A 22,572-nucleotide genomic window follows, 5' to 3' on the forward strand; every position below is an offset into this window, starting at 1 on the left:
TGATCACTACGGTCGAACCGCGCGGGTACTTTCCGGCGAACAGTTCGGGAGTTTAAATACGGTCCCCGTCGCCGAACAGCTGAGAAAAGAGCGTGTCGGTCACGATCCGGAGGTGCTCCGAGACCGTGGACTTCGCGAGATCGAGCTCCGCGGCGATCTCCGCGGCGGAAGCGCCGTCCGCGTTGAAGTACCCCTTCTGTGCGGCGACCGCCGCGACCTCCGCCTGCCGGTCGGTCACGCCCGACAGATCGACCGGAACGACGTCCGGACGGCGGTCGTCGTCGCTCTCGTCGCCCCGGTCCACGCAGAGGCGGCGGAGCCCGACGTCGAGTCCGGCCGCCTCGCACTCGTCGACGATCGCCGAGAGCTCCTCGTGGCCCGTCAGCACGAACGAGACGCGGATCTCGCCGTCCTCCATCTCGGTCCGGCGCGGCGAGACCGGGAAGTTCGCGAACGCCGCCGGGAGCCCGCCGCACGAGCAGCCCCGACAGACGCCCCGCGCGTCGTCCGCCGTCGACGCGCCGGCGCCGGCGGTCCCAGCCCCGGCCTCAACGGTCCCCGGCGCTGCGGCGTCGGCCCCGTCCGACACCGGGCCTGCCGACGGGTTCACGGCCAGCCCGCCGTCGGTCGCGGGCCGCTCGCAGGCGACGTCGTAGCGTCCGTGCGCCCGGCCTGCGAACTCGACGAGGTCCAACCCGTCGGGCGGGTCGGACGGCGGGTCGGCGGCGACGAACTCGACGCGGTCGTCGTCCGAGTCGACCCGGAGCTCCTCGACCGGGGTGCTCGACGAGAGCGCGGCCACGGGACAGCCGTCGCAGGCCGACACGGTCAGTTCCACGTGAATACCGTTGCTCATGGGTGTCCGTACGCGCCACCTGGTTCAAATACCGTCACGGGGATTCCCCGTTCTTGAAAACGGCGACGGCGGTTCGGTCCCGAGTTGCGCTCGTTTCTCTCGGTTTCGCGTGTCCCTCGACTTCGCGTTTCCCTCGATTCCTTCCGGCTCGCGGGGGGTTTTCACCTCGCGCCCGAAATCGACCGGTATGCCACCGTTACACCTCTCGCTCGGCCTCGGCACGTCCGGCCTCGACGATCACGCGACGTGCGCCGACACCGTCGCCGCCGCGCTGAAGGCGGGCTACCGCCACGTCGACACCGCCCAGATGTACGACAACGAGTCCGCCGTCGGCGAGGGGCTCGATCGGGTCCTCTCGGACGCGGCTCTCGACGTCGCTCGCGAGGACGTGGTCGTCGCCACCAAGGTCCATCCGGACAACCTCGCGCCCGACGACGTCCGCGAGACGGCCCGCGAGAGCCTCGATCGGCTGGGGCTCGACCGCGTCGACCTGCTGTACGTCCACTGGCCGATCCGGACGTACGACGCCGCCGAGACCCTCCCGGTCTTCGACGAACTCCGCGACGCGGGGCTCACCGACCACGTCGGCGTCTCGAACTTCACCCCGGAGCTGCTCCGCGAGGCCCGCGAGACGCTCGACGCGCCGATCGCCGCCCATCAGGTCGAGTGCCATCCCCGGTTCCGACAGCCCGAGTTGCGCGCGCTCGCGGCCGACTTCGACCATCACCTCGTCGGCTACTCGCCGCTGGGTCGCGGGACGCTCCTCGACGACCCCGCGCTCGTCGACGTTGCGGAGCGCAACGACACCACCCCGGCCGTCGTCGCGCTCGCGTGGGCGCTCGCCCGCGACGTGGTCCCCATCCCGAAGGCAACCGGCGATCACGTGACGGAGAACCTCAACGCGCTCGACTTGGACCTGCCCGCGTCGGACCTCGATCGGATCGACGCGCTCGATCCCGGTGAGCGGCAGATCGACCCCGACGACGCCGCGTGGAACCGGTAAGGCGCGCGGCACCGTCGCGTTCGTCGTCCCGCCCACAACCGCGTGCACACTACTCGCGCCACACCGCGTCGAGCCGCGCTTCAAGCTCCGCGTCGGCCCGCTCGACGAGCGACGCGGTCGGCTCGTCGAGGTACGTCGACCACTGATCGACGAATCCCGACCGACCGAGCATCCGCACCACCCGGTAGATCGAGCGGCGGTCGTCGAATCCCGGCGGGAGCCCCCCGGCGCGCTCGCGGTACCCCGCGTACAGCGCCTCGGCGAACCGCTCGGGGCCGACGGTGTCGAACCCGTTGAGGAGTTGGTCTTCCGCCCGAACGAGGTCGCGAGCGGGATCGCCGACGTGGGCTAGCTCCCAGTCGATCGGGACGACGCCGTCGGGACCCGCGTCTCCCTCCGGGCCATCCGCGCTCTCTTCGGTGACGAACAGGTTCGGCATGGCGACGTCGCCGTGGAGCAGCGCGGCCGGGGCGTCGCGGAGGCGGTCGCGATTCGATTCGACGCAGTCGATCACGGCGTCGTAGTGGGACGCGAGCCGATCGCTGGTACCGATCTCGCGGGTGCGTTCGATCGTCGCGAGGAGCACGTCCGGCCACGGGGCCGCCTCGATCGCGAGCGCGGTTCCACCGTCCGCCGTCGCGTCGAGCCCGACGGTCTCCCCGGCGGTCTCGAAACGCTCGGTGTGGAGCGTCGCGAGCGTCGCCCCCACCCGGCGAAGAAGCGCCGTTCGGATCGCGTCTCTAGGCCCGTCTCCGGTCACCTCGCCGGCGATGCTGTCGCTCACCGGCTCGCCGCCGAGCGATTCGTCGCCGACCGCCTCCCAGAGGTCCGAGAGCTCTCGCCCCGGTGCCGGCGCCGTGATCAGGTACGGCACCGCCGCGTCCGGGTCGGCGGCGAGGACCTCGGGAGCGGCGAGCGGCCGCTCGTCGGTCACGTACCGCAGTACCGCTCGCTCGCGGGCGATCCGTCTCCCGTCGCCGTCGATAGCGACCTTACAGAACACGCGCGCGCCGTCGGAAAAGACGACGCCGACCGTCTCGTTGGCGCCGTTCCAGGACGGTCCGACGCCGGTTACCCGCTCGACCGGCCGGCCGGAGAACGCGTCACTGAGAGCCGTCGCCAGCGCGTCATCCATGTCCACACTCCTCATCCGTGGGATGTTAAGACTGTTGTCATTGCTGTTAACTCGCGGAGATAATATCTCGCTCCTACAGCCATAATATCTAGTTAGCACGGCTGAGAGCGGTCTACCGTCGGAAAACACCGACACGCTCATACCTGTAGTAGATGTATCAGTTCACGTTGCAAGACGACTCACTCGGCGGCCGGATCGGATTCGCGGTGGACGGGACGACGCTCCGCGTCCGCGACGCCTTAGAGGGCGAGGAGCTCCTGCTGTATGCCGATCGCGAGCCCGACCCCCGACCGGCGCTCCCGGAGCTGTTCCCGTTCCCCGTGGACCGGGCCGTCAGCTTCGACGCCGAGTCGCTGTCGATCCCCGCCTACGCCTCGGTGTCCGTGCGCGAGGTGGGCGGGGAGTTCGTCGCGCAGCTCGACGACCCCATGGAGCTTCCGCGCGGGTCGTACTGCGTCGACGTCAACGGGGTGACGAAGGTGCTTATCCGGGTCACCGACGTGGAAATGGAGACGACGGGGGCGGCCGGGTCCGGCCCCGTCGAGCTGCGGTTCGATCGGCCGCGGACGGTGACGGTCGGCGCCCGGTCCCTACACAGTCGCCCTGAAGCGACGATCACCGTCCCAGACGACCCCACCGCGCTGGCTTCGGCCGTCTCGGTGCTCGGCTCGTCGATCAAGGAGTTCTCCCCGGAGCGCTCGTGGCCGACGCTCCGTGGGTACCCGCCCCGGATCGAACGCGGCTCCGCGCTCGATATTCCGAGCCCCCTCGTCGAGCCCGACACCGGCGTCGAGGTCGTCGTCAGACCCACGTACGCCGACGTGTACCGGCTCTCGACGCTCGCGTACTACCTCGGCGCACGGATGGTGACCGGTAACGCGCCCGCGATCCGGCTCGACACCGGCTACGTCGAATCCCTCCCGACCGACGGCGTCGCCTTGGAGGAGCGGTCCGAGGCGCTGTTGCGAACGTGGTTCTTCCTCGACACACTCGCCCGGACCGAGGGGTACGTCCCGTCTGACCGGTACGAGTACGAGCAGGTCGGCCCGGAGCTCCCGTTCTACCCGCCCAACCTCGCGGATCGGCCGATGAGCGAGCGGCTGATGGAGTACCTCGAAGTGGACCCCGAGACCGTCGCGCCGTACATGCCCGACTGGCCGACGAAAGCCGTCTTGCGGCCGGTTCCGGAGGCCGCGGAGCTGCTCCCTCACCTCGCACACGTGCTCGCGCCGGTCCGCGTCCGAGGGTCCGCCGATCCGGCCGTCGACGCGCCGGTCGCGCTGGCGACATCTCCGCGGTTCGCCCCGGAGCGCGGGGTCCCGAACCCCGACGACGACCCGCTCCCGGCCGGCACGTCCGTGTTGACGCCGACGGCCTACGAGAACCGACTCCGCCGCGCCACCACGTCCCGCGGCGAGGTGCGCGTGGTCGCCATAGTCGACGCCGCCGAGCGGGCCGCGGCCCTCCGTCGCGCGCTCTCTCAGCCGGCCGTCCCCGGAGGCGTCGGCTCGTGGGACGTCCTCGAACGTCCGGACAGCGAGACCGTCGAATCCGTGCTGTCCGATCCGGACGTCGACATCGCGTACTGCGAGCTTCCGATCGACGGCGGGCGCGTCGTCGCCGCCGACGGCTTCGTCTCCATCGACGGCCTCGACAACGCGCCGGAGATGGTCGTCTTCGCGGGAACGGACGACATCGAGATCGCACGCTCTGCGGTCGCAAACAGCGGACTGTCCGCAGCCGTCGCCGGAGGGATACAGCCTCCGGTGCAGATCCGAGGGCTTGTGGGGCTGTTGGCGGCGGGGATGCCGGTCGCGGCGAGCCTCTCGCTCTCGGAGTACAGCGAACAAACGGCGGTGCGTCTCGTCGGTGACCCGGGCACGACGCTCGCGTCGAACAACGGGATGGCGGTAACGGTGGGTACGGTCCGATCGAGAACTCCCGACGAGCACCAATTCGAGTACGAATCCGTTTTGTCACTCTCGGTGCCCATGGGATACGAGTATACGCTGCTCTTTCCGCGGGATAACAGACACAGCGAACTGATCGGTCGGACGCAGGTAGACGGTTCCGTGCTAAACTCTGCACAGGTTGTCGAGTTGTCGGAGCAGAGTGACTCGATTCTCCGGCTCAACGGCTCGTTCGTCTTTAGAAACGACGGACTCACCGAAGCGCAGGTGGAGGAATCCGCCCGTCGAGCGCTCGCGCGGAACGCCGAGACGGACGACCCGGCAAATGCGCGGTCGGACACTCAACCGGAACAGCCGCACGGAGACCGGTAAGGCTCAGAGACCGCTTGCCGGTGGACCCGTCGTGGATTTTTAATAGCCCTGCGGCCGAACCGCCACGTATGCCCCAGATTCATCTCGACGAGGAGACGGTCGAACGGCTCGACGCGCTCCGAATCGACGACGAAGAGTACGACGAGATCGTCAACGAGCTGATCAGCATCTACGAGGCCGAGGAGCTGACGCTGTTCCGCGGCAGCGACATGGAGTGAGGAGCGACCGGTATCGCCTCCGACACCACGCCGCCGGCAACGCGCCGGCGACGCCTCGCCCAGCGCTCACTCTTGGTACGCGATCCGGACCTGCTCCCACTTGCCGACGTCCTCCAGATGTGCTTGGAGTTCGTCGGCATACGCTTGCACGAGCCGTTCGGCGGCCTCCAGTTCTTCGGGGTCAACGCCGTCCCCGCCACCGCTTCCGCCGTCGAGGCCGAGCGCGCTCTTGATCGATCCGAGGATGCCGCCGGAGCCGCCCGCGCCGCCGGCGCTCCCCTGGCTCGGAGCGCCGCCCATCGCGGCGACCTGCGATCGGACGTTCTCCAGTTCCGGCATGATCGCCGGGAGGCTGGACGTGTCGGCGACGATCCGGGCGTCGTCCGGGTCGTCGGCGTGCTCGATCTCGAACTCGGTCGCCGTCATGATGAGCCCCCACTCCTGACTGGAGAAACGGGAGGCCACCACGCGGTCGTTGAACTGGTTGTCGACGGTCATCCGCTCGCCGACGATCGCGTCGGTCCACTCGCTCATACGCGTCCGTTCGGCGGTGACTGATAAAAGCCGTTCCCACCGCCGTGGGATTCGCGAGGGGATTTATACCGCCCGTCACCTCCGTCCGGTATGAGCGACCGAACGCGCCGGGACGTACTCGCGTCCGTCGGCGCCGCGACCGCCGTCGCGCTCGCCGGGTGCGCAAGCGCCGGACTGCCGGGCGGCGATTCCGACGGGGAACGCGTCGATAGAACCGACGAAGAGACCGTTGACGTCGCCGTCGGCGCCGACGGCGGGTTCGCGTTCGAGCCCGCGCACGTCACGGTCGATGTCGGAACGACCGTCGTCTGGGAGTGGACCGGCGAGGGCGGCGGCCACAACGTCTACGAAGTCAACGAGCGGTTCGAGTCCGAGCTCACCGACGAGGCGGGGTTCACCTTCGAGCACACGTTCGACGAGCCGGGCACCTTCGAGTACGTCTGCACGCCGCACCAGACGCAGGGAATGGCCGGCAGCGTCGAGGTCGTCGAGTAGCGGAGCGGTCACCGCGGCAGCGAGTCGAACGCCTCGCCGGCGAGCCCGTCGGCCGTCGGGACCGCTATCGAGCCCGCGTCGACCGGACAGGGGTCGGCGACGAGGTCCCCGGCGAGCAGCGACCCGGTCGCGAGTCCACACGGCGCGATATCCGGTATCGCGGCCGCGACGTGGACCGCGGCGGTCCGCGCGACGACCGCGTCGATCGTCGTCGTGACGACGGGGTCGACGCCGGCCTCTCGGGCTCGCACCGCGGCCGCCAGCGCGCGGTCGGGCCCGCCGAGCGCCATCGGTTTCAACACCACGGCGTCGGCCGCGTCGGCCGCGAGGACCGACTCGAGACCGTGCTCTCCGAGCGACTCGTCCAACGCGATCGGAACCTCGTCGCCAGCGCGCTCTCGCAGCGCCGCGGCGCCGGCCAGATCCGCCGCGGGGAGCGGCTGTTCGAGGTACGCGAGATCCAGCGTCGCCAGTCGATCGACCGCGCTCTCGGCGGTCCGGCGGTCCCACGCACCGTTCGCGTCCGCCCGGATCGCGACGGCCGGACCGACGGCTCGGCGAACGGCGCGCAGTCGGTCGACGTCCTCGTCGAGGTCGCGGACGCCGACTTTCACCTTTACACAGTCGAACCCCGCCGCGGCGGCTCGCTCCGCCTCACTCGCGGTCGCCGCCGGAGGGCTGTCACCGATAGTCGCGTTGACCGGGACGGAGTCGGCAGGCGGGGGCAGGTCGTGCTCGGCGGCGAGCCACGTCGCGAGCGGTCGCTCGGCGTCGCGGGCCACGGCGTCCCCGAGCGCGAGCGCGAGGCCGTGCCGCGCCGCGGGGACCTCAGTCGGATCGAGGGTTCCGAGGGCGTCGAGGGCAGCGGTCGCTTCGGTGGCTCCGGCCGCTCCTGTCGCTCCGGTCTCCTCGTCGATCCTCGATCGAACCGTCTGCAGCGCCGATTCGCAGGCCGACAGCGACTCGGTCCAGCCGGGAAGCGGCGTCGCCTCGCCGACGCCCGGTGCGGGAACGCCGTCACCGTCACCGTCGTCAGCTGTCGGATCGACGGCGACGACAAACCCCTCTCGCCGATCGATCTCGCCGTTGGCTGTGCCGAGCGGAGCGCGCAGATCGAGCGCGAACGGGCGGACCCGCATCGGGATCAGAGCGCGAGTCCGACGGCGAACGCGACCGCGTACGCCGCGAGGAGCTTCCCGGTCGATTCGAGCGCCGGGTTGAGGGCGTCACCGGCCGTCTCGGTGAGGACGGTCCGGGCGACCGCGGCCGCGAGCGGGAGCGTGACGAGCGGGAGGAGGGCGGCGAGCCCGTAGCCGCGGGCGACGAACCAGAACGGGGTCAGGTACGCGAGCGCGAGCAGCCCGAGGTACTGCGCGCGCGAGAACCGGTACCCGAATCGGACCGCCAGGGTGCGCTTGCCCGTCTGAGCGTCCTCCTTCAGGTCTCGGACGTTGTTGACGACGAGGATGTTCGTCGAGAGCGCGGCGATCGGGAGGCTGGCGACGACGGCCGCCGGGGTGACCGTCCCGGGCGGGAGCCAGAGCGGGAAGACGCCGTCGACGAGCGCGGCCGCCTGCACGTAGTACGTGCCGGTGACGGCGATGACGCCGAAGAAAATGAACACGAATAGGTCGCCCAGTCCGTGGTAGCCGAGCGGGTAGGGGCCGCCGGTGTAGGCGATGCCCGCGGCGACGCTCGCGAGCCCGATCACGAGGATCGGCACCCCGCCGACGGCGACGAGGTAGGTGCCGACGAGGATCGCGGTCGCGAACGTGAGCCACATCGCCCGTTTGACCTCCGCGGGCTCGATGAGCCCGCTGGCGACGACGCGGGTGAATCCCTCGCGGTCGTCGGTGTCGGCCCCCTGGATGGCGTCGTAGTAGTCGTTCGCGAAGTTCGTCCCGATCTGGATCAGCGCCGCGCCCACGAGCGCCGCGAGGGCGGGTAGCGGGGCGAACGCACCGGCCTCGACGGCGAGGCCGACGCCGACGATCACTGGGGCGGCCGCCGCGGGCAGCGTTTGGGGTCGCGCGGCGATCACCCACGCCCGGCGCCGCGACACCTCGATACTCATTATCCGTGGTAGGACCGTGCCGTCCCTTAACCTTACCATCCGGATCGTCGCGCACGCCTCCGGGCGAGCGAGGTTCCTCGGCGAGCGCCGCTCCCGGTGAACGCTACCGAGGCACACAGACCTAACCGGTCGGAGAGAGATCGCCCGTCATGGCTCGCGTACCCTACGTCGAGGCGTCGGACGTACCGGACGAGTACGAGGATCTGCTGGAGTCGTCGCTGCAGGGGAAGCCTCTGCACGTCTATCAGTCCATCGGCAACAACCCCGCGGTGCTCGCGGGGATTCGCTCGTTCCTCGGATCGCTGTGGACCGACAGCGGGCTCTCGGACCGCGAGCGCGAACTCGTGATTCTCGCGATCGCTCGCGAAACGGGGAACCGCTACGAGTGGCACCAGCACGTCAACATCGCCCGCGGCGTCGGGATCGGCGACGACGTCATCGCCGCGATCGGAACCGACGACATCGGGGCGCTCGACGGCGACGAGACGGCCCTCATCGAGTACGCGCACGCGGTCGTCCGCGGGGAGGTCGACGCGATCGTCCACGACGAGATCGCCGCGAGATACGACGACGAGGCGATCGTCGGGATCGCCGCGGCCGCGCAGGGGTACGACGCGCTCGGCGGGCTGATCGCGGCGTTCGACCTCGAACTGGAGCCCGGGACCGAGTTCCACGGCTGGGACCCGCGGTGAGGGTGGGTCGGGGATGGTGGGTCCGCTGTCCCGCTGGCTCGCTGCCCCGCTGGCTCGCTGCCCCGCTGGCTCGCCGCCTCTCTGGTCCCGACCGCTAGAACCGATAGATACGACAGGGTCCGGTCCGTGCGATCGGTATGGGCGACACGACGGCGGAGGCGAACGGAATCGCCGCGCGCTACGAGGAGACGGCCGGCGAGCGGCGGCTCACGTTCTCGATGGAGGGCCGCGAGGCGACGGTCGCACAGAACGTCGACGGCTACGCCATGCTGAAGGTGCGAACCGGCCCGTCGGGCGACGAACTCGAGCGGTACTACGGCTTCGACATGGCGCTCGATCACGCCGCGGAGCTGCTCGGAGTCGGCGTCGGCGACCTCCCCGTGCCCGACGCCGCCGCCGACATGGGGATGTGAGCGGGGCAGCGGCCGCCGACCGTCCCGGCCGTGCCATGGGACGTTCCCCCGGTCGCCGAGCGCGCGCGAGCCGCGCGAGAAAGAAAACGTACGTCGATCCCCCTTATTAATCGGGTTCCGAAACCACATAACCGGTGGTGCGCCGGTGTGTATATAAGGAATATAAACACAACCCCACACGTTGCGGTCATGCGGTTTTCCCGACTCGCGTCGCATCGTCTCCGGAATTGGGCCGAGTCGTTTTTGCGAACGGCACAAGGGTTAAGTTCCCAACCGTATTGTCGTCAGTCGATGACAGACATCACGGAGGCTTCGTCGGACACCCCGGCGGATCGAGTTCTTCCAGGGCACGATAGCTTCTAACATCGAAATCGGTCCTGTACGGATCTTCGACACGACGTTACGAGACGGCGAACAGTCACCACGGACGTCGTTCAGCTACGACGAGAAACGCCGCATAGCGGCGACGCTGGACGACATGAACACCCACGTCATCGAGGCGGGGTTCCCGGTGAACTCCGACGCGGAGTTCGAGGCCGTGAGCGATATCGCCGCCGCGACGGACACCACCGTCTGCGGGCTCGCCCGGGTCGTCGAGGGCGACATCGACGCCGCCATCGACTCCGGCGTCGAGATGGTCCACGTGTTCGTCTCCACCAGCGACGTACAGCTGGAGGACTCGATGCACGCGACCCGCGAGGAGGCGAAAGAACGCGCCGTCGCCGCCGTCGAGCAGGTGAAAGACGCCGGCGTCGAGTGCATGTTCTCGCCGATGGACGCCACCCGGACCGACCCCGACTACCTGATCGACATCGTCGAGGCGGTCTCGGACGCCGGCACCGACTGGATCAACATCCCCGACACCTGCGGCGTCGGGATGCCGAGCAGCTTCGGCCAGACGGTGAAGGCCGTCGTCGACGCCACCGACGCGCGCGTCGACGTCCACACCCACGACGACTTCGGCATGGCCGCCGCGAACGCCATCATGGGGTTCGAGAACGGCGCCCACCAGGCGCAGGTGTCGGTCAACGGGATCGGCGAGCGCGCCGGCAACGCCGCCTACGAGGAGGTCGTGATGGCCGTCGAGTCGGTGTACGGCGTCGACACCGGCATCGACACGACCCAGATCACCAAGCTGGCCCGGATCGTCGAGGAGGCCTCGGACATCCCGGTACCGGCGAACAAACCCATCACGGGACGGAACGCCTTCGCCCACGAGTCGGGTATTCACGCGGCCGGCGTCATCGAAAACGCCGACACGTTCGAGACCGGCGTGATGACCCCGGAGATGGTCGGGGCCGAGCGCGAGTTCGTCCTCGGCAAACACACCGGCACCCACAGCGTGCGCAAGCACCTGGTGGAGGCCGGCTTCGACCCCACGGACAGCGAGGTCCGACGCATCACCAAGCGGGTCAAGGAGTACGGCGCCGGCAAGCGGCAGGTGACCGCCGGCGACGTCGAGCGCTTCGCGGAGGAGGCCGACATCGACCGCGAGGAGGAGGAGGTCCGGATCTGATGGCCGCCTCCCTGGACGGGGAGTCCGCCGAGCGACCGCTGCCGACGGCGACCGTCGGGGTCGCTCCGCGGCGACCGTCGACTCGGTCGCGCCGTCGCCCCGCGACGCCGCGAGCCGACGGCGCGTACTGCCCCCACCGGCGGGGGATCCGCACCTCCCGACAGGGATTTATACCGTGCCCGCATTGGTCCGAGCGAGATGCGACGGCACACCACGGACCCGACGACAGCCGACGTCGCCGGAGCCGTCGCGCCGATTATTGTAGGGGTATAACCCCCTACATCACCCCTTCCTCACCGATACGACGCATCGACGAATGCCAGCGGGCGAGCCGTGTCTCGTCCGACGCGTCGGCGTTCCGAGCGACCGAGTCTCACACCCGCGAGATGCCACACCGAACACCACCACGACAATGAGCGACACAGCAGCACAGCCACGAGAAGAAGAGGCAGACGGGGCGGACGATCCCGAACAGCCGGCGGACGACGCCGTCGACACCCCCGCCGCGGGACCGGTGTCCACCGGCGCGGAGTCGGTCGTCGCCGCGCTGGAAGCGGCCGGCGCCGAGACCGCCTTCGGCGTGCAGGGCGGCGCGATCATGCCCGTCTACGACGCGTTGTACAGTTCGTCCATCAACCACATCACCATGGCCCACGAGCAGGGCGCCGCCCACGCGGCCGACGCGTACGGCGTCGTCGCCGGCGAGCCCGGACTCTGTCTGGCGACCTCCGGCCCCGGGGCGACGAACCTCGTCACGGGGATCGCGGACGCCGACATGGACTCCGACGCGATGCTCGCGTTGACCGGGCAGGTCCCGACCGAGTTCGTCGGTAACGACGCGTTCCAGGAGACGGACACCGTCGGCGTCACTCGGCCGATCACGAAGCACAACTACTTCGCCGACGGCGCCGACACTGTGGGCGACACCGTCGGCGAGGCGTTCGAGCTGGCGCGGGCCGGTCGCCCCGGCCCGACGCTCGTCGATCTGCCGAAGGACGTGACCCAAGACGTGACGGACCGGACGCCCGGTCCCGCGTCCCCGCCGGCCGGGACGGACCCCGACCCGAACGCCGACACGGACGCGGTCGAGGAGGCGGCCCGCGCGATCGAACGGGCGGAACGGCCGCTGTGTCTGTTCGGCGGCGGCGTGATCAAGGCCGAGGCGAGCGACGCGGCGCGGACGTTCGCCCGGACGTACGAGATCCCGGTGACGACGACGATGCCGGGGATCGGATCGTTCCCCGAGGACGACGACCTGTGTCTCTCGTGGGCGGGAATGCACGGGACCGGCTACGCGAACATGGCGATCACGCACACCGACTGCCTGATCGCGGTCGGCACGCGGTTCGACGACCGGCTCACCGGCGGGATCGACACCTTCGCGCCCGAGGCGGAGGTCGTTCACGTCGACATCGACCCCGCGGAGATCTCGAAGAACGTCTACGCGGACTACCCGCTGATCGGTGACGCGAAGCGCGTCCTCGAACAGCTGACCGCGGCGGTCAACGAGGCGCCCGACGCCGAGGCGTGGCGCGACCAGTGCGGGGAGTGGAAAGAGACGTATCCGCTCACGTACGCGACTCCCGACGACGAGCCGCTGAAGCCGCAGTTCGTCGTCGAGGCGTTCGACGAGGCGACGGACGACGACACCATCGTGACGACCGGCGTCGGCCAACACCAGATGTGGGCCTCCCAGTTCTGGACGTACACCGAGCCCCGAACGTGGGTCTCCTCGCACGGGCTGGGCACGATGGGGTACGGCGTCCCCGCCGCGGTCGGCGCGCGCGTCGCGGCGAACGCGATGGGCGAGGCCGACCGCGACGTGATCTGTTTCGACGGCGACGGCTCGTTCTTGATGACGATGCAGGAGCTGTCGGTGGCCGTTCGCGAGGACCTCGATATCACGATCGCGGTGCTCAACAACGAGTACATCGGGATGGTGCGACAGTGGCAGGACGCCTTCTACGAGGGGCGCCACATGGCCTCCGACTACACGTGGATGCCGGAGTTCGACAAGCTCGCCGAGGCGTTCGGCGCCTTGGGACTCCGCGTCGACGACTACGACGAGGTCGCGCCAGCGATCGAGGAGGCGCTCGACTACGAGGGCCCGGCCGTGATCGACTTCCACGTCGATCCGGAAGAGAACGTGCTGCCGATGGTGCCGAGCGGCGGTGCGAACGGCCAGTTCGCCACCGCGGAGGACCAGCTATGAGCGGGGAGTCGTCGGCGTCCGCCCCCAACGCGGACGCAGCGGCAGACGATCGGCCCATGCCCAGCGAGCAGCCGGCCCCCGAGGAGCGTCCGCATCCCGAGGGGCGCCGTAACCTCGAAGGGATCCGGATCGACCCCGTCGTCGAGGCCGAACACGAGTCCCGACGCGCGGTCATCTCGGCGCTGGTCGAGGACGAGCCGGGCGTGCTCGCGCGCGTCTCCGGGCTCGTCTCTCGGCGCCAGTTCAACATCGAGAGTCTCACCGTCGGGCCGACGACGGTCGACGGCCACTCGCGGATCACGATGGTCGTCGAGGAGACCGACCCGGGGATCGACCAGATCGAAAAGCAGATGGCGAAGCTGAAGCCGGTGATCTCCGTCGGCGAGGTCGCCGGCGACGCGGTCACTTCGGAGCTCGTGCTCCTCAAGGTGCGCGGCGACGACCCGGCCGCGGTGCAGGCGGTCACGGAGATGTACGACGGGCGGACGGTCGACGCCGGCCCCGAGACGGTCACCGTCGAACTCACCGGCCACAAGTCCGCGATCGACAACGCGATCGGCGCCTTCGAGCGGTTCGGAATCGTCGAGATCGCGCGGACGGGACCGACCGCGCTCGCACGCGGGAACACCCCGACCGCGCCAGGAGAGAAACCCGGAACGGCCGGCGAACCGACCACACACGACAGCAGCTAATTTCACTACACATGACCGAAGACGACACTCAGACGTTCGATTCGACCGTATACTACGACGACGACGCCGACCGCGAGGCCATCACTCACAAGACCGTGGCCGTGCTCGGCTACGGCTCGCAGGGGCACGCGCACGCCCAGAACCTCCACGACAGCGGGGTCGACGTGGTCGTCGGCCTCCGCGAGGACAGTTCCTCGTGGGACGCCGCCGAGAGCGACGGGCTCCGCGTGGCGACCCCCGCCGACGCCGTCGCCGACGCCGACATCGTGAGCGTCCTCGTCCCCGACACCGTCCAGCCGGACGTCTACGAGAACGCCATCGAGCCGAACCTGGAGGCGGGCGACACGCTGCAGTTCGCGCACGGGTTCAACATCCACTACAACCAGATCCAGCCGCCCGAGGACGTCGACGTGACGATGGTCGCGCCGAAGTCGCCGGGCCACCTCGTCCGCCGGAACTACGAGAACGACGAGGGGACGCCGGGACTGCTAGCGATCTACCAGGACGCGACCGGCGACGCTCACGACGAGGGGCTCGCGTACGCGGCCGCGATCGGCTGTACCCGCGCCGGCGTCGTCGAGACGTCGTTCCGCGAGGAGACCGAGACCGACCTGTTCGGCGAGCAGGCCGTCCTCTGTGGCGGCGTCACCTCGCTGGTCAAGCAGGGCTACGAGACGCTCGTCGACGCCGGCTACTCGCCGGAGATGGCGTACTTCGAGTGTCTCAACGAGCTCAAGCNGAGATGTGTATAAGAGACAGGGTCAAGCAGGGCTACGAGACGCTCGTCGACGCCGGCTACTCGCCGGAGATGGCGTACTTCGAGTGTCTCAACGAGCTCAAGCTCATCGTCGACCTGATGTACGAAGACGGGCTCGGCGGCATGTGGGACTCCGTCTCCGACACCGCCGAGTACGGCGGACTCACGCAGGGCGACGTCGTCGTCGACGAGCACGCCCGCGAGAACATGGAGGAGGTCTTAGAGAAGGTCCAGAACGGGCAGTTCGCCCGCGAGTGGATCGCCGAGAATCAGGCCGGACGGCCCTCCTACACGCAGCTCCGGGCCGCCGAGAAGAACCACGAGATCGAGGCCGTCGGCGAGGAGCTGCGCGGGCTGTTCGCGTGGCAGGAGGAGGAAGACGACGAGGAGGAGTCGGCCGAGGTGACCGCCTGATGGGCGTAGACGGCGGCGGGGACGGATCACGAGCGACCGCACGGATCGCGGGTGACCCGCGATGAGCGAGGGGACCCTGTACGACAAGGTGTGGGACCGCCACACGGTGACGCGGCTCCCGACCGGACAGGACCAGCTGTTCGTCGGGCTCCACCTCGTCCACGAGGTCACCAGCCCGCAGGCGTTCGGGATGCTGAAAGAGCGCGATCAGGAGGTCGCGTTCCCCGAGCGCACGCACGCGACGGTCGACCACATCGTGCCGACCGGCAACCGCGACCGGCCCTACCGCGACGAGGCCGCAGAGGACATGATGGCGGAGCTCGAAGCGAACGTCCGCGGGTCCGGTATCGACTTCTCGGACCCCGACTCCGGCAATCAGGGGATCGTCCACGTCATCGGGCCGGAGCAGGGGCTCACCCAGCCCGGCATGACGATCGTCTGTGGCGACTCGCACACGTCGACGCACGGCGCGTTCGGCGCGCTGGCGTTCGGCATCGGCACCTCGCAGATCCGAGACGTGCTGGCGACGGGCTGTGTCGCCATGGAGAAACAGAACGTCCGCAAGATCGAGGTCACCGGCGAGCTCGGCGAGGGCGTCACCGCGAAAGACGTGATCTTGACGATCATCGGCGAGCTCGGCACCGACGGCGGCGTCGGCTACGTGTACGAGTACGCCGGCGAAGCCGTCGAGAAGCTGGGCATGGAGGGTCGGATGTCTATCTGTAACATGTCCATCGAGGGCGGCGCCCGTGCGGGCTACGTCAACCCCGACGAGACCACCTACGAGTGGCTGAAAGAGACGGACGCGTTCGAGGACGACCCCGAGGAGTTCGAGCGGCTGAAACCCTACTGGGAGTCGATCCGGACCGACGACGACGCCGAGTACGACGACGTCGTCACCATCGACGGCTCGGCGATCGAGCCGACGGTAACGTGGGGCACCACGCCCGGACAGACCGCGGGTATCACCGAACCGATCCCGGATCCCGAGGACCTCCCTCCGGAGGACCGAGACACCGCCCGCCGCGCCCAGAAACACATGCGCGTCGAGCCGGGCGACACGATGGAGGGGTACGAGATCGACGTGGCGTTCCTCGGTTCTTGTACGAACGCGCGCCTGAAAGACCTCCGCGAGGCCGCCGCGTTCGTCGAGGGCCGCGAGGTCGCGGACGGCGTGCGCGCGATGGTCGTTCCCGGCAGTCAGCGCGTCGAGCGCGCCGCCGAAGCGGAAGGGCTCGACGAGATATTCACCGAGGCGGGCTTCGACTGGCGCGAGCCCGGCTGTTCGATGTGTCTGGGGATGAACGACGATCAGCTGGAGGGCGACGAGGCGAGCGCGTCCTCCTCGAACCGGAACTTCGTGGGCCGGCAGGGATCGAAGGACGGCCGGACCGTGCTGATGAGTCCGATCATGGTCGCGGCCGCGGCGGTGACCGGCGAGGTCACTGACGTCCGCGAGCTCGAGGAGGTGGCGACCGTATGAGCGCACCCGAGTTCAGCGCCGGCGAGGCGCCGGCGGAGAAGGTCACCGAGGTCTCCGGAACGGGGATTCCGGTCCGGGGCAACGACATCGACACCGACCAGATCATCCCCGCCCGCTTCATGAAGGTCGTCACCTTCGACGGGCTGGGGCAGTTCGCCTTCTTCGACCAGCGGTTCGACGACGCGGACAACGAGAAGGACCACCCGTTCAACGAGGAGCGGTATCAGGGCGCGAACGTGCTCGTCGTCAACGCCAACTTCGGCTGCGGCTCCTCGCGCGAACACGCCCCGCAGGCGCTGATGCGCTGGGGGATCGACGCCGTCGTCGGCGAGTCGTTCGCGGAGATCTTCGCGGGCAACTGCCTCGCGCTCGGGGTTCCGACGGTCACCGCCGATCAGGAATCGATCGAGGCGCTCCAGGACTACGTCGAGGCCAACCCCGACGCCGACGTCGACATCGACGTGGCCGAGGAGACGATCACCTACGGCGACACCGTGATCGACGCGGAGGTTCACGACGCACAGCGGAAGGCGCTCGTCGAGGGCGTCTGGGACACCACGGCGCTGATGGGCGCGAACGCCGGCGCGGTCCGCGAGACCGCTCGGTCGCTGCCCTACGTCCCCGAGGAACACATCTCGGAGGACGAGGCGTGACCTACGAAGTCGTCGTCATCGAGGGCGACGGGATCGGTCAGGAAGTCGTTCCGGCCGCCGTTGCGGTGCTCGAATCGCTCGACATCGACTTCGAGTTCGCCACGGCTGACGCGGGCGACGCGACGAAGGAGGCGACCGGCGAGGCGCTCCCCGCAGCGACGTACGAGGCGGCCGCAAACGCCGACGCCACCCTGTTCGGTGCGGCCGGCGAGACGGCCGCCGACGTCATCCTCCCGCTTCGGGAGGCCGTCGGCTCGTTCGTCAACATCCGGCCCGCGAAGGCGTATCCCGGCGTGGACGCGGTCCGCCCCGAGACGGACGTCGTCTTCCTCCGCGAGAACACCGAGGGCGTCTACGCCGGCCACGAGGACCGGCTCAGCGAGGACCTCTCGACGCTGACGCGCGTGGTCACGTCCTCGGCGTCCCGCGAGCTCGCGGAGTACGCCTGCGAGTTCGTCGCGGACGGTCGCGGACCGGACCACCGCGACGGGTTTACCGTCGCGCACAAGGCCAACGTGATGCGCGAGACGGACGGTCGCTTCCGGAACGAGGTCCTCTCGGTCGCGGACGAACACGGCGTCGACGCCGACGAGGAACTGATGGACGCGTTCGCGACGAAGCTCCCGCTCGACCCGAGCCAGTACGGGGTCGTCGTCTGTCCGAACCTCGCGGGCGACGTGCTCTCAGATCTCGCCGCCGGACTCGTCGGCGGGCTCGGGCTGCTCCCGTCGGCGAACATTGGCCACGACAACGCGCTGTTCGAGCCGGTTCACGGTACCGCGCCCGACATCGCCGGTGAGGGGATCGCGAACCCGACGGCGGCCATCCTCTCGGCCGCGATGCTGGTGGAGTACCTCGGCCACGTCGAGGCGGGTCGGCGAGTGCGGGACGCCGTCGAGAGCGTGCTCTCGGACGGCCCCCGGACCGGCGACCTCGGCGGGAGCGCGACGACAGACGAGGTCACCGCAGCGGTCGTCGATCGCCTCTAGCGGGCCTCCCTCGCCGAATTTGACCGGCCGCGGCGGTCGCGGCCGAACCACAAGAAAGGAAACCCTGCGGCTCCTCGACTCGCGTATGAGCAACTACTCAGTCGCGATGGAAGCTGCCTGGTTGGTCCGTGACGTCGAGGAGACCGACGACGCTATCGGCGTCGCGGTCAGCGAAGCCGGCAAGCGACTCAACGAGACGGACAAGCAGTACGTCGAGGTCGAACCCGGCGTCACCGGCTGTCCCGCCTGCGGCGAGCCGTTCGACGCCGCGTTCCTCGCCGCGAACACGGCCTTGGTCGGCCTCCTCTTGGAGATCGACATCTTCAACGCCGACAGCGAGGAGCACGCAGAGCGGATCGCGAAAAGCGAGGTCGGCGGTGCGCTGCGTGACGTCCCGCTCGAAGTCATCGAGATCATCGAGACCGAGAGCGACGAGGACGACGACGAGTAACTCCCCGCCGCGCACACGGCGACGGCGCCCGCGCGATATCGGTCGACGCCGAAACCTTTTCTAATAACCTCGGGTTATTCCACGGTATGGAACTCCCGACGCCACAGGACCTCCGCGAGCGGCGGACGACGCTCGAACTCACCCAAAGCGAACTCGCGGACGCCGCGGACGTCTCGCAGCCGCTCATCGCGCGGATCGAAGGCGGCGACGTCGACCCGCGGCTCTCGACGCTGCGCCGGATCGTCAACGCCTTACAGGAGGCGGAAGGCGAGGTCGTTCGCGCGGCCGACCTGATGAACGAGACGGTGATCAGCGTCGCGCCCGACGACGCGGTTCGCGAGGCCGTCGCCCTGATGGAAGAGGAAGCGTACTCACAGCTCCCCGTCCTGCAAAACGGCGTCCCGGTCGGATCGATCAGCCAGGGCGACGTGATCCACGCCGGCGAGAACGTCGGCGATCACCCCGTGAGCGAGGTCATGAGCGAGTCGTTCCCGACGGTGGCCCCGAGCGCGACCGTCGACGAGGTGCGGAACCTGCTGGACCACTACAAGGCGGTGATGGTCACCGACGGCGGCGAGACGGTCGGAATCCTCACCGAAGCGGACATCGCCGCGCACCTGTCGTAGCGACGGAACCGCTGCGGCCGATCTCGACGCGGACGGACGGTGCGATCAGTCGTCGCGATTCTCCGAGAGGTGCTCCCAAATCTCCGTACATCCGGCTCCGTCTTGGATCTCGTCGAGGTGGCTTCCGCCGTCGCGCTCTTCGACCGGGCTCTCGCCGAGTTCGTCGGCGGGTGACTCCTCCGTGTCGTCCGCTGTTGCTTCCTCCGCCGGATCATCCTGAGCAGTCATCGGCCACTCAGCGGGTCTTCGAAGAGCTCGGGTGCGACGTCCGCGGACGCGTGCTGTCGGTTCGTCCCGTCGTCCGGGTCGGCGGCGCCACCGGCGGAACTGCCGGAATCGTCGAGCGTGTGATCGGTCATCGACGCTGAATACTCCCGTTTCGATCATAAGTGCGGCTACACGAGTAAATCGAACCACTACTCTCGAGTACCGGAATCAACGTCCGGTATCATTGACACCGTATTTCAGTTGAACCCGTTGCAGTCCGGCGGTTTACGTCTGTATCGGCGTTCCCAACCGCGTCGCCGTTTGCGAACACCGGCACCGTTTGATTCCCCGCGACCGAACGACGGGTGTGACCACTCGCTTGCGCGTCCTCGACGACGGGGCGTGGCTATCCATCGACGACACCCGCGAAGTGCGCGTCAGTGAACTGTGGCGTCTCGACGCGCCCGATTTCTGTGGCTGCGATCTCGCCGATCTGATCGTCGAGAACTTCCAGGCGGTCGGGATCGACGGCGCACGGATCGAGGCGCGCGTCCACGGGCAGTGCATCGCGTGCGGCACAACGGGAGTCACCGGATGGATCCCGGTCGGACGGGTACACGACGGTGAGTTCGCCGAATTCGACCGTTCGACGGTTCGGCGTTCTCGATAACGACTGAGTCAACAATATTTACCGATGAAATAAATCACCGGGGAAGGTTGACAGTACGCTGTCAGCTATGTTGGTGTCGGGTGTAGGACATCTCGATGCCAACGGACGTCGAAAACTGGAAATCGGAGGTGTACGGGCGCGAGATCCGCGAGCACCTGTTCGACTTCGCCGAACAGGGGTTCGATTCGATCCCGGACGACGAGCGGGACGCGTGGTTCGAGCGGTTCAAATGGTGGGGGTTGTATCATCAACGGAACGGCCAAGAGGGGTACTTCATGATGCGCATCGGGACGCCGAACGGCGTGCTCGAACCCGGCCAACTTCGCGTCGTCGGGGAGATCGCCGACGAGTATGCGCGGGGACCGGGGACGAACCCGATCTTCGGTGACGCGTACGCCGATTTCACCACCCGACAGTCGATACAGCTCCACTGGATCGAGCTCTCGGACGTGCCGGCGATCTTCGAGACGCTGGAGGCGAACGGCCTGTCCACCCAACAGGCCTGTGGCGACTCGTGGCGGAACATCGTCGGGAACCCGGTCGCCGGAAAAGACGGCCAGGAGGTCATCGACGCGTGGCCGGTCATCCGCGACCTCAACGAGACGTTCAAGGGGAACGATGACCACGCGAACCTCCCGCGGAAGTGGAAGGTGTCCGTGACTGGCTCCGCCGACGGCTCCGGGCAGGGTGACATCAACGACCTCGCCTTCGAGCCCGCGTACAAGGCTGTGGAGGGCGGCGACGGGAGCGAGGACGCCGTCGGCTTCAACGTCCGGGTCGGCGGTGGGCTCGCCCGCAACGAGCCGCGGTTCGCCCGCGACATCGACGTCTGGGTCCCGCCCGAACGGGTCTCCGACGTCGCCGGGGGGCTCTCCGCGCTGTTCCGTGATAACGGCGACCGCGAGGACCGCTACAACGCTCGGATCAAGTTCCTCGTCGACGAGTGGGGGGCGGAAGCCGTCCGCGAGACGCTCCAAGAGGAGTACGTCGACTTCGAGCTCAGGTCCGCCGGTCGCGACGTTCGCGAGGAGTACACCTACAACGCGGGCGGCGGCGAGCGAAACGACCTGATCGGCGTCCACGACCAGAAGGACGGGAGGAACTTCGTCGGCTTGAACGTGCTCGTCGGTCGGATGGGGGCCGAAGACGTCCTCGAACTCGCCGACCTCGCCGAGGAGTACGGCTCCGGTGAGGTGCGGCTCTCACAGCGGCAGAACGTCATCGTCACCGACGTGCCGGACGACGCCCTCGATTCGCTTCTCGGCGAGCCGCTGTTAGAACACTACTCCCCGGAGCCGTCGCCGTTCATGCGCGGCTCCGTCGCGTGTACCGGCACCGAGTACTGCTCGCTGTCCATCGTCGAGACGAAGAACCGACAGGTCCGCTTCGCGCGGTGGCTGAAGGCGAACGTCGACCTCCCGACCGACGTCGACGAGTTCCACATCCACCTCTCCGGCTGCACCGCGTCGTGCGCGCAGCCGCAGATCGCCGACGTGAGCCTCCGCGGGATGAAGACCCGCAAAGACGGCGAGCCGGTCGAGGCGCTCGACGTGGGGCTCGGCGGAGGTCTGGGCGAGAACCCGCAGTTCGCTCGGTGGGTCACTCAACGCGTCCCCGCCGACGAGGTGCCGGGAGCGATCGCGAACTTGGTCGAGAGCTTCGCCGCCGAGCGCCTCGAAGGCGAGTCGTTCCGGTCGTTCGTGGCCCGCCACGACGACGACGAACTCGACGCGTTCGTCGATCCGGAAGAGACCGACTACGACGATCCGATGCTGCACAACACGAAGCGCACGTGGTACCCGTACGCCGAGAACGACGGCTTAGACGAGGCGCCGCCGACGCCGGCGGACGACTGAGATGTCCGACCGACTGCTCCGCGTGAACGCCTACACGACGCTCGATCTGGTCGACGGGCGCGCTCGCGGCCACGAGTTCGAGGCCGACGCGCCCGGCGTGGTGAACGTCACCGCCCCTCGCGAAGACCCCGAGCACGTCACGCTGGCGGTCGAACTGGACGGGACGGCGATCGACCCGCTCCCCGCGCACGCCGACGAGATCGACCTCTCGCCCGCGCAGGCGCGGACCCTCGCCGACGCGTTGGCGTCGACGGCGGACCGCGTCGAGGCCGCGCAAAACAACGACGATGACGACGACTCCTTATAAACCTGTCTCTTATACACATCTCTGAGGGCGCGAGGGA

At 68.7% G+C, this 22,572-nt stretch carries 25 protein-coding genes and 1 pseudogene; 19 read left to right on the forward strand and 7 right to left on the reverse strand.

Annotation, left to right across the window (positions count from 1 at the left end; all coding sequences use genetic code 11):
• Positions 1-52 precede the first annotated feature (52 nt).
• Positions 53-856 carry a helix-turn-helix domain-containing protein gene (locus C461_RS03500; protein ID WP_007998717.1) on the reverse strand — a complete coding sequence of 268 codons (804 nt, stop codon included), beginning with the start codon at positions 854-856 and terminating at the stop codon, positions 53-55.
• A 187-nt stretch (positions 857-1,043) separates the two neighbouring features.
• On the opposite strand from C461_RS03500, the gene C461_RS03505 reads away from it, so the two are divergent.
• Positions 1,044-1,859 (forward strand): aldo/keto reductase, encoded by an 816-nt coding sequence (locus C461_RS03505; RefSeq protein ID WP_007998719.1) that lies wholly within the window; start codon positions 1,044-1,046, stop codon positions 1,857-1,859.
• Positions 1,860-1,908: 49 nt separating this feature from the next.
• On the opposite strand, the gene C461_RS03510 is transcribed toward C461_RS03505, so the two are convergent.
• Positions 1,909-2,994 carry a phosphotransferase family protein gene (locus C461_RS03510; protein WP_007998721.1) on the reverse strand — a complete coding sequence of 362 codons (1,086 nt, stop codon included), beginning with the start codon at positions 2,992-2,994 and terminating at the stop codon, positions 1,909-1,911.
• Between the two features lie 167 nt (positions 2,995-3,161).
• Between C461_RS03510 and C461_RS03515 the strand changes: the two genes are divergently transcribed.
• The gene (locus C461_RS03515; RefSeq protein WP_049906334.1) at positions 3,162-5,276 is read left to right on the forward strand and encodes a hypothetical protein; all 2,115 of its coding nucleotides are present in this window, start codon (positions 3,162-3,164) and stop codon (positions 5,274-5,276) included.
• Positions 5,277-5,344: 68 nt separating this feature from the next.
• A complete protein-coding gene (locus tag C461_RS15775; protein WP_007998724.1) occupies positions 5,345-5,494 on the forward strand; it encodes a DUF7557 family protein in 150 nt (49 codons plus the stop codon).
• 66 nt (positions 5,495-5,560) lie between these two features.
• On the opposite strand, the gene C461_RS03520 is transcribed toward C461_RS15775, so the two are convergent.
• Positions 5,561-6,028, reverse strand: coding sequence for a DUF5799 family protein (locus C461_RS03520; protein ID WP_007998726.1), 468 nt, complete (start codon positions 6,026-6,028; stop codon positions 5,561-5,563).
• A 90-nt stretch (positions 6,029-6,118) separates the two neighbouring features.
• Between C461_RS03520 and C461_RS03525 the strand changes: the two genes are divergently transcribed.
• Positions 6,119-6,523, forward strand: coding sequence for a halocyanin domain-containing protein (locus tag C461_RS03525; protein ID WP_007998729.1), 405 nt, complete (start codon positions 6,119-6,121; stop codon positions 6,521-6,523).
• An 8-nt stretch (positions 6,524-6,531) separates the two neighbouring features.
• Here the strand turns inward: C461_RS03525 and C461_RS03530 are convergent, their stop codons facing one another.
• Together C461_RS03530 and C461_RS03535 are read right to left on the reverse strand one after the other, a co-directional pair.
• Positions 6,532-7,662 carry a mandelate racemase/muconate lactonizing enzyme family protein gene (locus C461_RS03530; RefSeq protein WP_007998731.1) on the reverse strand — a complete coding sequence of 377 codons (1,131 nt, stop codon included), beginning with the start codon at positions 7,660-7,662 and terminating at the stop codon, positions 6,532-6,534.
• A gap of 5 nt (positions 7,663-7,667) precedes the next feature.
• Entirely contained in the window at positions 7,668-8,597 is a 930-nt protein-coding gene (locus C461_RS03535) for a 1,4-dihydroxy-2-naphthoate polyprenyltransferase (RefSeq protein WP_007998733.1), read from the reverse strand.
• A 149-nt stretch (positions 8,598-8,746) separates the two neighbouring features.
• Here C461_RS03535 and C461_RS03540 point away from each other — a divergent pair, with 149 nt between their 5' ends.
• The 12 genes and pseudogenes from C461_RS03540 (at position 8,747) to C461_RS03595 (ending at position 19,495) form a co-directional block, all read left to right on the forward strand.
• Complete coding sequence (locus tag C461_RS03540) at positions 8,747-9,289, forward strand: carboxymuconolactone decarboxylase family protein (RefSeq protein ID WP_007998734.1); 543 nt, start codon at positions 8,747-8,749, stop codon at positions 9,287-9,289.
• A 137-nt stretch (positions 9,290-9,426) separates the two neighbouring features.
• Positions 9,427-9,702 (forward strand): DUF7111 family protein, encoded by a 276-nt coding sequence (locus C461_RS03545; protein WP_007998736.1) that lies wholly within the window; start codon positions 9,427-9,429, stop codon positions 9,700-9,702.
• 331 nt (positions 9,703-10,033) lie between these two features.
• Complete coding sequence (locus C461_RS03550; RefSeq protein ID WP_449271974.1) at positions 10,034-11,218, forward strand: LeuA family protein; 1,185 nt, start codon at positions 10,034-10,036, stop codon at positions 11,216-11,218.
• Positions 11,219-11,630: 412 nt separating this feature from the next.
• Positions 11,631-13,430 carry a biosynthetic-type acetolactate synthase large subunit gene (ilvB, locus tag C461_RS03555; protein WP_007998739.1) on the forward strand — a complete coding sequence of 600 codons (1,800 nt, stop codon included), beginning with the start codon at positions 11,631-11,633 and terminating at the stop codon, positions 13,428-13,430.
• On the forward strand, positions 13,427-14,122 hold the full coding sequence (gene ilvN, locus C461_RS03560; protein WP_049906271.1) for an acetolactate synthase small subunit: 696 nt from the start codon (positions 13,427-13,429) through the stop codon (positions 14,120-14,122). Before ilvB ends, ilvN begins: the two co-directional genes overlap by 4 nt.
• Before the next feature lie 11 nt (positions 14,123-14,133).
• Positions 14,134-14,847, forward strand: a pseudogene (gene ilvC, locus C461_RS16150) (ketol-acid reductoisomerase); the annotation flags it as partial.
• Between the two features lie 17 nt (positions 14,848-14,864).
• Positions 14,865-15,293 (forward strand): hypothetical protein, encoded by a 429-nt coding sequence (locus C461_RS16155; RefSeq protein ID WP_080506243.1) that lies wholly within the window; start codon positions 14,865-14,867, stop codon positions 15,291-15,293.
• A gap of 61 nt (positions 15,294-15,354) precedes the next feature.
• Entirely contained in the window at positions 15,355-16,776 is a 1,422-nt protein-coding gene (gene leuC / locus C461_RS03575; RefSeq protein WP_007998742.1) for a 3-isopropylmalate dehydratase large subunit, read from the forward strand.
• Positions 16,773-17,429, forward strand: coding sequence for a 3-isopropylmalate dehydratase small subunit (gene leuD, locus C461_RS03580; protein WP_007998743.1), 657 nt, complete (start codon positions 16,773-16,775; stop codon positions 17,427-17,429). Before leuC ends, leuD begins: the two co-directional genes overlap by 4 nt.
• Positions 17,426-18,418, forward strand: coding sequence for an isocitrate/isopropylmalate family dehydrogenase (locus C461_RS03585; RefSeq protein WP_007998744.1), 993 nt, complete (start codon positions 17,426-17,428; stop codon positions 18,416-18,418). Before leuD ends, C461_RS03585 begins: the two co-directional genes overlap by 4 nt.
• An 85-nt stretch (positions 18,419-18,503) precedes the next feature.
• Positions 18,504-18,869 (forward strand): DUF555 domain-containing protein, encoded by a 366-nt coding sequence (locus C461_RS03590; RefSeq protein ID WP_007998745.1) that lies wholly within the window; start codon positions 18,504-18,506, stop codon positions 18,867-18,869.
• 86 nt (positions 18,870-18,955) lie between these two features.
• On the forward strand, positions 18,956-19,495 hold the full coding sequence (locus C461_RS03595) for a CBS domain-containing protein (protein ID WP_007998746.1): 540 nt from the start codon (positions 18,956-18,958) through the stop codon (positions 19,493-19,495).
• 45 nt (positions 19,496-19,540) lie between these two features.
• Here the strand turns inward: C461_RS03595 and C461_RS03600 are convergent, their stop codons facing one another.
• Together C461_RS03600 and C461_RS16160 are read right to left on the reverse strand one after the other, a co-directional pair.
• Entirely contained in the window at positions 19,541-19,723 is a 183-nt protein-coding gene (locus C461_RS03600) for a hypothetical protein (protein ID WP_007998747.1), read from the reverse strand.
• The gene (locus C461_RS16160; protein ID WP_275039107.1) at positions 19,720-19,854 is read right to left on the reverse strand and encodes a hypothetical protein; all 135 of its coding nucleotides are present in this window, start codon (positions 19,852-19,854) and stop codon (positions 19,720-19,722) included. The genes C461_RS03600 and C461_RS16160 overlap by 4 nt, the downstream gene beginning before the upstream one ends.
• 215 nt (positions 19,855-20,069) lie before the next feature.
• Between C461_RS16160 and C461_RS03605 the strand changes: the two genes are divergently transcribed.
• The 3 genes from C461_RS03605 to C461_RS03615 all read left to right on the forward strand — a co-directional run bounded on the left by C461_RS03605 (position 20,070) and on the right by C461_RS03615 (position 22,535).
• Positions 20,070-20,372, forward strand: a complete 303-nt coding sequence (locus tag C461_RS03605; protein WP_007998748.1) for a hypothetical protein — start codon at positions 20,070-20,072, stop codon at positions 20,370-20,372.
• Between the two features lie 95 nt (positions 20,373-20,467).
• Positions 20,468-22,228, forward strand: coding sequence for a nitrite/sulfite reductase (locus C461_RS03610; protein ID WP_007998749.1), 1,761 nt, complete (start codon positions 20,468-20,470; stop codon positions 22,226-22,228).
• 1 nt (position 22,229) lies between these two features.
• Positions 22,230-22,535 (forward strand): DUF6360 family protein, encoded by a 306-nt coding sequence (locus tag C461_RS03615; protein ID WP_007998750.1) that lies wholly within the window; start codon positions 22,230-22,232, stop codon positions 22,533-22,535.
• Positions 22,536-22,572 lie beyond the last annotated feature (37 nt).

The organism is Halorubrum aidingense JCM 13560, from assembly GCF_000336995.1.
Taxonomy (GTDB): domain Archaea; phylum Halobacteriota; class Halobacteria; order Halobacteriales; family Haloferacaceae; genus Halorubrum; species Halorubrum aidingense.